This is a genomic window from Nostoc sp., assembly GCF_036917135.1.
Classification (GTDB): domain Bacteria; phylum Cyanobacteriota; class Cyanobacteriia; order Cyanobacteriales; family Nostocaceae; genus Nostoc.
On record NZ_JBALEA010000019.1, the window covers coordinates 1 to 522 of the forward strand.

Sequence of the window (522 nt, forward strand, 5' to 3'; positions counted from 1 at the left end):
AGGCGATCGCCAGCATCGACATCCCGAAAGGTGTTGTCTGGGATAATGAAATTAAAAACCGTGTCTTCTGTTGCTTGTTTGTCACCAATTTCATTGACTACGACTGGTGCATCATTGGTGTTCTTAACAGTGAGTACAAAAATATCACTGACTTTAGCAAAAGCAGTATCTGTGGCGGTAAGTTTAATGCTTAAGCTACCCACATCTGCATTTAAGGGAGTACCACTAAAGGTTTTAGTCGTAGCATTGAAACTCAACCAACTTGGTAAAGAGTCACCGTTATCGAGAATGGCAGTATAGGTGAGAGTGTCGCCAGCATCGACATCAATAAAAGTATTTTCTGGCAAAGTGAAACTGAAAACCGTGTCTTCTATTGCTTGTTGGTTAGCAATTTCATTGACTACGACTGGTGCATCATTGGTGTTCTTAACAGTGAGTACAAAAACATCACTGACTTTAGCAAAAGCAGTATCTGTGGCGGTAAGTTTAATGCTTAAGCTACCCACATCTGCATTTAAGGGA

The 522-nt window shown here is 40.8% G+C and carries 1 protein-coding gene; it reads right to left on the reverse strand.

Annotated features, from left to right (window positions below; all coding sequences use genetic code 11):
• The coding region (locus V7K50_RS04435) for a putative Ig domain-containing protein (protein ID WP_334957647.1) at positions 1 to 522 on the reverse strand (522 nt) is incomplete at both ends.